General features: G+C 41.3%; 12 protein-coding genes. 1 reads left to right on the top strand and 11 read right to left on the bottom strand.

Annotation, left to right across the window (positions count from 1 at the left end; genetic code table 11):
- Positions 1-31: 31 nt before the first annotated feature.
- Positions 32-1,987 (bottom strand): methionine--tRNA ligase, encoded by a 1,956-nt coding sequence (gene metG, locus V7654_RS22410; RefSeq protein ID WP_335433056.1) that lies wholly within the window; start codon positions 1,985-1,987, stop codon positions 32-34.
- Positions 1,988-2,639: 652 nt separating this feature from the next.
- Between metG and V7654_RS22405 the strand changes: the two genes are divergently transcribed.
- The gene (locus tag V7654_RS22405) at positions 2,640-2,927 is read left to right on the top strand and encodes an AbrB/MazE/SpoVT family DNA-binding domain-containing protein (RefSeq protein WP_125481637.1); all 288 of its coding nucleotides are present in this window, start codon (positions 2,640-2,642) and stop codon (positions 2,925-2,927) included.
- 75 nt (positions 2,928-3,002) lie between these two features.
- Here the strand turns inward: V7654_RS22405 and rsmI are convergent, their stop codons facing one another.
- The 10 genes from rsmI to V7654_RS22355 all read right to left on the bottom strand — a co-directional run bounded on the left by rsmI (position 3,003) and on the right by V7654_RS22355 (position 10,084).
- Positions 3,003-3,884 carry a 16S rRNA (cytidine(1402)-2'-O)-methyltransferase gene (gene rsmI / locus V7654_RS22400; RefSeq protein ID WP_335433055.1) on the bottom strand — a complete coding sequence of 294 codons (882 nt, stop codon included), beginning with the start codon at positions 3,882-3,884 and terminating at the stop codon, positions 3,003-3,005.
- Complete coding sequence (locus V7654_RS22395) at positions 3,862-4,149, bottom strand: GIY-YIG nuclease family protein (RefSeq protein WP_335433054.1); 288 nt, start codon at positions 4,147-4,149, stop codon at positions 3,862-3,864. The genes rsmI and V7654_RS22395 overlap by 23 nt, the downstream gene beginning before the upstream one ends.
- Positions 4,136-4,879 carry a tRNA1(Val) (adenine(37)-N6)-methyltransferase gene (locus tag V7654_RS22390; protein ID WP_335433060.1) on the bottom strand — a complete coding sequence of 248 codons (744 nt, stop codon included), beginning with the start codon at positions 4,877-4,879 and terminating at the stop codon, positions 4,136-4,138. The genes V7654_RS22395 and V7654_RS22390 overlap by 14 nt, the downstream gene beginning before the upstream one ends.
- A 66-nt stretch (positions 4,880-4,945) precedes the next feature.
- Positions 4,946-5,317 carry a DNA replication initiation control protein YabA gene (yabA, locus tag V7654_RS22385; RefSeq protein WP_335433053.1) on the bottom strand — a complete coding sequence of 124 codons (372 nt, stop codon included), beginning with the start codon at positions 5,315-5,317 and terminating at the stop codon, positions 4,946-4,948.
- Between the two features lie 13 nt (positions 5,318-5,330).
- On the bottom strand, positions 5,331-6,161 hold the full coding sequence (locus V7654_RS22380; RefSeq protein WP_335433052.1) for a PSP1 domain-containing protein: 831 nt from the start codon (positions 6,159-6,161) through the stop codon (positions 5,331-5,333).
- Positions 6,154-7,161, bottom strand: a complete 1,008-nt coding sequence (gene holB / locus V7654_RS22375) for a DNA polymerase III subunit delta' (RefSeq protein ID WP_335433051.1) — start codon at positions 7,159-7,161, stop codon at positions 6,154-6,156. Before holB ends, V7654_RS22380 begins: the two co-directional genes overlap by 8 nt.
- Positions 7,162-7,205: 44 nt before the next feature.
- Positions 7,206-7,535 carry a cyclic-di-AMP receptor gene (locus V7654_RS22370; RefSeq protein WP_023613337.1) on the bottom strand — a complete coding sequence of 110 codons (330 nt, stop codon included), beginning with the start codon at positions 7,533-7,535 and terminating at the stop codon, positions 7,206-7,208.
- 190 nt (positions 7,536-7,725) lie between these two features.
- A complete protein-coding gene (gene tmk / locus V7654_RS22365; RefSeq protein ID WP_335433050.1) occupies positions 7,726-8,358 on the bottom strand; it encodes a dTMP kinase in 633 nt (210 codons plus the stop codon).
- Entirely contained in the window at positions 8,359-9,792 is a 1,434-nt protein-coding gene (locus V7654_RS22360) for an aminotransferase class I/II-fold pyridoxal phosphate-dependent enzyme (RefSeq protein ID WP_335433049.1), read from the bottom strand.
- A gap of 88 nt (positions 9,793-9,880) precedes the next feature.
- Complete coding sequence (locus V7654_RS22355; protein WP_335433048.1) at positions 9,881-10,084, bottom strand: sigma factor G inhibitor Gin; 204 nt, start codon at positions 10,082-10,084, stop codon at positions 9,881-9,883.
- Positions 10,085-10,720: the final 636 nt, after the last annotated feature.

Genomic DNA, 10,720 nt, shown 5'->3' with positions numbered 1-10,720 from the left:
GCTTGCGCTTTTCTTATTTTCTTGTCGATTTTTATTTAACTTTCGCTCCGATTGACAGTGAGTCATCCACTGTAGCCAGTGACATAACCCCGTCTTTTTCGCCCGCAAGAATCATTCCCTCGGAAAGTTCTCCGCGAAGTTTTACAGGCTTCAGATTTGTGACGCAAATGACTTTTTTGCCAACAAGGTCTTCTGGTTTATAGTATTTCGCAATTCCTGACACTACTTGGCGTTTCTCATAGCCAAGGTTTAATTGAAGCTTTAACAGCTTATCAGCTTTTTTAACTGGTTCTGCATGAATGACTTCTGCCACCCTAAGCTCGACCTTCATGAAATCATCAATCGTGATTTCTTCCTGCGGCTCAGGCTTTTCTTCCTCAGCAGGTGCCGCTGTAGGAGCTGAACCCTGCATTTTTTCTTTGATAAAATCAACCTCTTCCTTCAAGTCAAGGCGTGGGAAAATCGGCTCTCCCTGTACAACCTTTGTGCCTGCAGGAATTTGCCCGAACGATTCGAGGCTTTCCCATGTCTGAAGCGATTCAGAAGAGACATTCAGCTGGGCAAAGATTTTATCAGGAGTCCTTGTCAAGAATGGCTTCAAGAGGACAGCGACTCTTCTTAATGACTCGGCAAGATGAACCATTCCACTAGCTAAAGCATCTTTTTGAGCTTCATCCTTGGCCAGAACCCATGGCTGGGTTTCATCGATGAATTTATTGCAGCGGCTTACCAGCTGCCACACAGAAGTAAGCGCCACGGAAAACTCCATTTTTTCCATAGCTTCTTCAAACTTTTGTACCGTTTCGTTGTTTACTTCGAGAAGCTGTTTCTCAAATTCCCCTTCGGAACCGTTATAAGCAGGAATTTCGCCATCAAAGTACTTATTGATCATCGCAACTGTCCTGTTCAGCAGATTGCCAAGGTCATTAGCAAGATCAAAGTTAATGCGTTCGACAAAGCCTTCTGGTGTAAATACGCCATCAGAACCAAACGGAACCTCACGCAGCAGGTAGTAGCGAAGTGCATCAAGGCCATAGCGGTCAATCAAAGTAACAGGATCTACTACATTGCCCTTTGATTTAGACATCTTTCCATCCTTCATCAAAAGCCAGCCATGGGCGAAAACTTTTTTAGGAAGTGGAAGATCAAGCGCCATCAACATGATTGGCCAATAAATAGTATGGAAGCGGACGATTTCTTTTCCAACAAGGTGGACATCGGCAGGCCAGTAATTCAAATACTTTGAATCATCCTCAGTGCCGTAGCCAAGTGCTGTAATATAATTTGAAAGTGCATCAATCCATACATAAATGACGTGCTTCGGATCTCCTGGAACCTTTACGCCCCAATCGAATGTCGTCCGTGATACAGCCAAATCCTCAAGTCCAGGCTTGATGAAGTTATTGATCATCTCATTCTTCCGTGACTCCGGCTGGATGAATTCAGGATTTTCTTCATAGTACTTCAGCAGCCTGTCGGCATATTTGCTCATTTTAAAGAAATACGATTCTTCCTTTACCTTTTCAACAGGACGGCCGCAGTCTGGGCAATTTCCATCCTCTAGCTGTCGGTCTGTGTAGAAGGATTCACATGGTGTACAGTACCAGCCTTCATATTGATCAAGATAGATATCGCCCTGCTCCAAAAGCTGCGCGAAAATCTTCTCGACAATCTGCTTGTGGCGGTCTTGAGTAGTACGGATAAAATCGTTGTACGATATATCCAGCTTGCCCCATAGCTCCTGGATGCCATCCACAATTTCATCGACATATTGCTGTGGCGTAATTCCTTTAGCTTCAGCATTTCGCTGAATTTTTTGCCCGTGTTCATCCGTGCCAGTCAAATACATGACATCAAAGCCGCGGAGCCTTTTATAACGTGCCATTGCATCACCGGCCACAGTCGTATAAGCGTGGCCGATATGCAAATTGCCGCTTGGATAATAAATAGGGGTCGTAAGATAAAAGGTTTTCAGTTTCTCTTCCATGAAGATCCTCCTTAACTAAAACTGCTAGTTCATTCTAATAGTAGTTATTATACCAGCTAATGCCTTGGCTTTCCTACTGTAGTGTTAAAAAAGCCCCACCCTATTGGGCAAGAGCTTATCATTTCTAATTTATTCTGTACTCTTTACATACATAATAGAAAGTCTGGTTTCAGATTACGTTCTTTTCGACGGTTCCAATACTAAGAATTTGGCGTTGTTAAAGCTGATTAATCCCTAGTATAAATGAACAAAATTCTCGAAAAGAGCCTAATAGAATGATTGCCTCATCTATCCTCAAAATATACCCATTTAACTTAAAATGTGCAATATGACGTGAATATGACAAACTTATGACATTTTGTCGAAACAAATGTAGAAATTTGTCGAATTGCGCACCTAATATTATATTCACAAAACCATTTTTGTCAGTTTTTTCTGATAAAAATTCCGCGACATTCCTTGCGCCTATTGGACTTTCTATTCCAAAACGTTGATATAAAAAGGTTTTTATAAAGTGTTAAAAATTGTTAATGGAAGAAAAATAAATTAATTGACGGTTATTGGAATCGCTGGTATTATAAAACCAATAGAAAAAAATATGTCGAATTATGACGAAACAATATATGGGAAAATGAGAGGAGACTATTTTACTATGAAATCTACTGGTATTGTACGTAAAGTTGATGAACTTGGACGCGTGGTTATTCCGATCGAACTAAGAAGAACTCTTGGCATCGCAGAAAAGGATGCTCTAGAAATCTATGTGGACGATGACCGCATCATCCTTAAAAAATATAAGCCAAACATGACTTGCCATATCACTGGTGAAGTATCTGACAACAACATCACATTGGCAGGCGGAAAGTTAATCCTTAGCCGTGAAGGTGCAGAGCAGCTTCTTAAAGAAATCCAGGGTAACTTCGAACCAGTAAAAGCTTAATAATACAAGCAAGGCCGTGGATTCTCCCACGGCCTTTTTTAATCGTTATTTTTTACAGGATAACTCTTCTGCTATTTACTCATCTACATGGTAGGCCTGGTATACATCTCGTTTTTGCATGCCTCTGTCTTTGGCCGTTTGTTTGATGGCCTCCTTCGAATTCATATTTTCTTCCGAGATATAGTGCTCTACATGCTCATTCAAGCTTAATTTTTCCCACCAGTGAGTTTCTCCTTCTTCAATTGAACTTAAGGAAGCCCCTTCAATGATTAAAACAAACTCACCACGTATTTCTTCAGCCTGTGCCCATTCCAACGTCTCCGAAATCGTTCCTCTGATAAATTCTTCATATTTCTTCGTCAGTTCACGGCAGAGGACAATTTTTCTGTCGCCTAGCCCTTCCAGCATTAAAGACAGCGTTTCTTTTAAGCGATGGGGAGATTCGTAAAGAACGATGGTTGCTGTCTGTTTTGACAACGTTTCAAGCTCTTTCTTCTTTTCCTTTTTGCCTCTCTGGAGGAATCCATAATAATAGAAAGGCTGTGGCTGGATCCCAGAAGCGATTAAAGCAGTCAATGCCGCATTTGCCCCTGGAAGAGGAACCACCGTCAGTCCTTCTGAGATTGCCTCAGCAACCAACTCAGTACCTGGGTCAGATATGGTCGGCATCCCCGCATCACTTACCAAGGCAATTTTTGCCCCTTCCCTTATTTTTTCAAGTAACTTATAGCCGCTGCTTTCCTTATTATGTTCATGGTAGCTCGTAACAGGCGTCTCAATCTCAAAATAATTGCAAAGCTTCTTTGTATTTCGCGTATCTTCCGCAGCGATTAAATCGGCTTCCTTCATTATTCTGATTGCCCTGAAGGTCATATCCTCGAGGTTGCCAATCGGCGTAGGCACAAGATACAAGATTCCTTTTTCATTCTCCCGCTCAAAGCTTTTCTGTTGATGCATATAAACCACCCATTTCTCTTAAAAGAAAGTCTTCCTTCTTTTTTCGTGTCCATTGCTTAAATTCGTATTCCGCCTTCATTGCGTCGCTTTTTTCATCAAAGGATTTCGAATACACAAGCCTTACCGGTCCCCGGCCCTTGGTGTATTTCGCACCTTTTCCCTCGTTATGCATTTTCAGGCGGCGTTCAAGATTGTTCGTATATCCGGCATAGAGGCTGCCATCCCGGCATAGCAGGACATAGAAATAATGCCTACTTGCTTCCATATAAAATTTCTTTCACGACTGGGGTGTACTCATTATTGGCATCATAGACAATCAACGGCTCAAGTATTTTAAGATTAGGACTGCCATCCTTAATTGCCTCGATCAGCAATGTATTGGCTTCTTTCCCAGCCTTTGGATAGACAAATTGAATCCGCTTCGGCTCCAGACGATATTTTCTCATCAGTTCGATGATATCGATCAGCCGGCCCGGACGATGCACAAATGCAACCTTGCCTCCTTGCTTAACAAGCTGGCTTGAAGATTTAATCGCATCCTCCAGCGTGCAGAGGATTTCATGACGCGCTATTGCCAGATGTTCATTCTCGTTTATTTCTTCCCTTGAAGGCGTCGGAAAATAAGGAGGATTGCATGTTACCACATCATATTTTTCGAATCCAAGCTGTTTTGGCGCTTCCTTAATATCTCCATGGACCATTTGAAGACGATCCTCAAGCTGGTTGTACTCAATGCTGCGGACAGCCATATCGTACAGGCGCTCCTGAATTTCTACCCCTGTGATTGTCCCCTTTGTCCTCGCGCTTAAAAACAGAGGAATCACACCATTCCCGCTGCAAAGGTCAACAATATTCCCACTTTGGATCGGTACCCATACGAACCTTGCGAGCAGTACAGCATCCAGGGAAAAAGAAAACACACTCGGGCTCTGGATGATTCTTAAATCCTCTGCCAGTAAATAGTCCAGTCTTTCATCTTCTTTTAGGTTAAGCATATCGATTTGTTCCTCCAATAATAAAACCTTATAAAAATAGCCTTCCCAATGAAGGAAGGCTGCCAATTATTTTTTATTAAGAAATGATAAACAAAACAAGCAATCCTCTTTGCGCGGGCTGCCAAAATGCAAATTGCAGATGTGGAAACCTTCCTGATAAAGCCGTGCAAGGTTATCATAGCCTTCGCCAACATCGACAACATGTTTTTCGGCCTGGACTGTGTTGCTGTTTTCTTTATTGTTCTTCTTAATGTTTGGATCTTTTTTACCGATTGCTTGATCCAGACGGCGTCTTATATGCTCATTTTCCAGCTTTAAAGAGTTATTCTCTTCCAGAATCTCTGCTAAATGCTGTTTTAACTCACCAAGCTGACGGTATAAATCACCGATTTGCGCTTCCATATTACTTACTGAGTCAAAGATATCTTTTTTATCCACCTGTTCCACCTCATTAATCTGTGGATGATTGCAACGATACAGCTCCTGCTTCCTGTATTTCCTCAAGCGTATATTCCAGCACGCGTTCCTGTCCGGCCACATCAACCTGCATCACACGCTCCAAAATATTCAGCCCTACCACTTTTCCTGGACCATTAGGTGTCACGATTATTTCACCAAGGTCAGGCAGCTGCTCTTTCGCTGTTTCATATTCATCATTCTCATATTTCAAACAGCACATCAGCCTGCCGCAAAGCCCGGAAATCTTTGTAGGATTAAGCGAGAGGTTTTGATCCTTGGCCATCTTGATTGAAACTGGATCAAAGTCTCCCAGGAAAGTAGAACAACAAAGCATTCTGCCGCAAGGGCCGATACCGCCAAGCATTTTCGCTTCATCCCTGACACCAATCTGGCGAAGCTCGATCCTTGTCCTGAAAATGGAAGCCAAATCCTTCACCAATTCCCGGAAATCGACGCGGCCGTCAGCCGTGAAGTAAAAAATGACTTTATTGCGGTCAAATGTATATTCAACATCAACAAGCTTCATATCCAGCTGATGTTCATTCACTTTATCACTGCAAACATCGTATGCTTCCTTTGCAGCTGTTTTGTTTTCCTCGACAATAAGGCGATCCTTTTGATCTGCAATTCTGACTACCTTTTTCAGAGGCAGGACTACATCCTTTTCGCCAACTTGTTTCCGGGGAGTAACCACTCTTCCGTACTCTACACCCCTGACAGTTTCGACAATGACGAATTCGTCCTTTTGAATTGAGAGATCGCCGGGATCAAAATAATAAATCTTCCCCGCTTTCTTGAAGCGGACACCTACTACATCATACAAGTGTAGATCCCTCCTGCAATTTTAACACCAGCTCTTCCATAAGCAGCTGGGGATTCATATTGGCATGCAGCTTCCTCTTCGCCTCCAGAATGGCTGCCATTTGTTCGGTAAGACGCCGTCCGGATGTCTGTAGTGCAAACTGTTCTAAACGTGAGCTTTCGTTTAGATAAACAACCTGGTCCTTCTTGCCAAGCTGAATGTATAATAAATCCTTAAAAATAAGAAGTAATAAATCCAAACCTCGATCAATCTGTTCTTTCTCTTTGAAGTGGATAAACCAGTTTTCCTGAAGCGTGACCATTGCTTCAAGGGAATTCTTTTTTAGCACTTCATATAATTTTAACACTATTTTTTGTGCTTGTGCAAACCAATCATTATGACTAATTTCCAAAGCTTCTTCCAAATTGTTCGTCAGCTGCGCCAAGAGCGGTGCACTGTGAGGATTAACCCCGTTTGCTATCAGCTGTTCTGCCATATTTTTAGGAGATAGCGGTGTGAAATTGATTAGCTGACATCTGGATAAAATTGTCGGCAGCATCTGCTGTGCCTGCTCGGTAATCAAGACCGCAACCGTACCCGCATGCGGCTCCTCCAGAAACTTTAATAAACTGTTCGCTGCATTTGTCGTCATTTTATCAGCATGGACAATCATGTACAGCTTATTTTTGGATTCCACGCCCGTTTTTGAAAATTCCTCCTGAAGCTCCTGGATCTGGCCTTTTTTAATAGACAGCCCATCAGGTTCGACTAGATGGATATCAGGGTGATTGCCACTATTGATCCTCTTGCAATTCACACAGCTTTCACAAGGTTTATAGCCTTCAACCGGAGCATGACAATTGATGCTTTTGGCCAGGAGGATACTAATCTCCTTTTTGCCAGTGCCCCTCATACCTTCATATAAATACGCATGGGCTATTCGATTTTTCAGGATGCTGTTTTTAATCATTTTTAAAACATTCGGCTGAAGTCTCTCCAGCTCGTCCCACGTTTTTGCCAATGCGATCACTCTCTTACATTTATAAATTCATTTCTTATATCTGATTAAAATTGGTGAAACTGTTCAACCGGCAATACAAATACGGTTGCTCCCCCAACTTCAACCTCCACTGGGTAAGGAACATATGAATCTGCATTTCCTCCCATTGGAGATACCGGTGCCACTAGCTGGTCTCTAGATTTACAATTATCCCTGATGACCTCAAGTGCTTTTTCTACCCTGATGTCTTCGGTTCCTATGATAAAAGTGGTATTCCCAGATTTTAAGAATCCACCTGTACTAGCCATTTTTGTTGCTCGAAAATTATGGTCCACTAATGCATTCGATAAACGATTGCTATCCTGATCCTGAACCACGGCTAAAATTAATTTCATTCATGTTCCTCCTATTTTTTATTCCGTAACATTGTATTCTCATTATAACAGGATTCACGTGACAAGACATGATTTATACTAAAAATCCCAAACGCTTCCAAATGATACCACCGTTATTGAAGCTTGAACTGTTACCGGGCCTCTCTAAATAAAAACAAGCCTAAAATTCAATCAGGCTTGTCTCAATTAGTCATTTATTCAATACATCTTTTATTTTCGCTTCGGCATCCTTATATACTGAATCTAGCTCTCTAGAAGCATCAATTTTTACTATTCGATCCGCAAATCGATCTGCAAGAATCATGTATCCCTCTCTCACCTTTTGGTGGAATTCCAGATTCTCAAGATCAAGGCGGTTCACTTCCCGCCCTTTATTTTTATTGATTCTTTCAAGTCCTAATTCAGGAGCCAAATCAAAATATAAAGTAAGCTGAGGCATCATATCTTCGATGGCAAACTCGTTAATCGAGTACACCTCGTCAATGCCCAGCCCGCGGGCGTATCCCTGATAAGCCAACGAACTGTCGACAAACCTGTCACATAAAATGATTTTCCCCTTTTCAAGAGCAGGCTTAACTTTTTCAGCCAGATGCTGCCTTCTTGCAGCTGCATATAATAACGCCTCTGTGCGTGGGTCCATCGCCGTATTATCACGATCCAAGATCACTTGCCTGATTTGCTCTGCAATTTCAATACCTCCAGGCTCACGTGTAGCCACTACCTCGAACCCTTCTTTTTGAAGATTTTCAGCAAGCATATTAATTATCGTTGTCTTGCCTGACCCATCCGGTCCTTCAATTGTTATAAATATTCCGTTAGCCATTTATATCCCCCAACTCTTAAACACTTTTATTTTATCAGCAGACAAGAACTCTCCACCCTGGATTTTCGCACCTATATTCCTCAGATAGCTAATTGTCTGTAAGTCCGCTTCCCTCAACACTTCACCTGGAAGGCAAAGTGGAATACCCGGTGGGTAAGGGATGATGGATTCCGCACAGATTCTTCCGGCAGATGTATCAAGCGGAATGACCTCTGTATCTTGGTGTTCCATTTCCTTATAACCTACAGCTAATGTAGAAATCGCGTTATTTTTTATGAAATGGTTCTCACTAATCGACTGGCCCTTCTCAATCGACTGAGCTGAAGCGACTAGGCTATTAGCGGCCTCTAGCCATCTGTGCTCCATTCCTTTCTTCAACAAAGGGAGCACACATAGGACATTGTAAGGGTCCGCTAATTCAGTAAAAATCCCCTGTGACTCCAAAATCCTTTGCAATTCAAATCCCGATAAGGTTCCTGCTGCCTGGATGGTCATCTTTAAAGGATCACCTTGGTTCAATAACCGGATCGTCTCGATGTTATTTACCGTATTTCGGAAACTTTCAATTTCTCCTCTAAGATAGGTGAGATCCTCTTGACTATATGTACCCAGATAGCTTCGCGCCAAATCCAGGGAAGCCATCAAGGGATAAGATGGACTGCTGGATTGCAGCGCCTGTAAATAAAACTGTAATTGGTCCCGAGAAACCAGGCTGCTTTGAAAGTGGAGAAATGCACCCATCGTCATCGCAGGCAGCGTTTTATGCGCAGATTGCACAACGATGTCGGCCCCTAGCTCCACTGCAGATTGCGGAAAATAATCCCCCGCAATAAAATGCACACCATGTGCCTCGTCCACCAGCACAGGAATGCCATGAGTATGTGCCAAATCGATGATACTCTTAAGGTCATAGGTCAACCCGTAATAATTAGGATATGTTAAAATAAGTGCCTTTGCATTTGGATACTGGTTAATAGCCGACTTAATGTCATCTATATTCAGTCCTCCTGCAACTTTATATTCCAGGTTATAATCAGGGCTGATAAAGACAGGATTGGCTTTAGCAAGTTTTATGCCATTCATAATTGATTTATGAGAATTACGCTGTACCAGTACAATATCATTTTCATTTATGGTGGAAAGAATCATCGACAAATTCCCTACTGTGGAGCCATTTATTAAAAAAAAGCTCTTTTGAGTACGATACAAATCTGCTAATAACTCTTCCGCTTCTAAAATGACACCCTCTGGAGAATGCAAATCGTCAAGACCAGTTATTTCCGTGGCATCGAGCTTTAATATATCACTAAAAAAGGATTTTCCCTTTTCCAAAAAAACTTCGCCAAATTTATGGCCAGGAACATGAAAGGAAATGGGATTTTCCTGATTATGTTTTATTAGTTGGTCAAACAAAGGTGTTCTCGATTGTTTCATATACTCACCTTTTATGCATTATTTATTCATACTTACCTATTCTATCATTGATTTTGAGCAAAAAAAATAAAAGCCCTATAAAGAGCTTTTAACTATAAATCTCAGGATTCGTTACTTTCCTTAACTTTTCTACGTAATATTTATATTTAGGATCACTCGTATCAGTCTTGATCATGACGCTCTCACACTCTGTGCAAATAAATGAAGTATACAGGTGTATTCCTGCTGTTTTAGTCTGTTCGCAAACCACACACGTTTCCCCAACTTGTTTTTTTGCTAAAAGCGAACCCAATTTCTCCACCTCCGTACACCTATTGTTGCCAGAAGCCCCCTTTTGTATACAATTTTCCGAATAATATTTTAGAAAGTTTAATTGTTTTATATTTTATGATTGACTTTCCATTTCCTTGTATGTCTTATAACAATTTAGGGTTGGTTAATTATAATATAGTACTTTATTAAGTCCTTAGAGAGAGACACTTTTCATGGCATCAGGTCACTTTGGCTAGACAACAGGGAATAAAGCGTACTCAACGGGGAATATTTTCGTTCCAACGGGAAATAAAATTCTTTCAACCGGGAATAAAGCTGATTTACTAAAACTCCTCAAGTCAAAGTAAGAAAATACCTAATTTAAAGGGCAGTTTTGATACAAAATGTTATAAGGCGGTGTGATGAAGATATAGAAATTATTTTATTCCTGGTAACTCGAACTTTAATTCGGGGATTTCCCCAAATAATACTGGTTGGATGAAATTTAATACCAGTTGGGGGAAATTTAATACTAGTTAGCTTCCATTTAATACCGGTTGAAAGAAATACAATACCGGTCACTGCTAAGATCATACCGGTAAATACGATTGTATCCCTAATTACTGTTTACCATTTTCCAAGTATTTAATAAGACACAAAAAAAGAACAGCCATTA

Origin of the sequence: Bacillus sp. JJ1609 (genome assembly GCF_036967045.1) — a bacterium.
Lineage (GTDB): Bacteria > Bacillota > Bacilli > Bacillales > Cytobacillaceae > Mesobacillus.
This window is presented reverse-complemented; position numbering and strand designations above follow the sequence as displayed.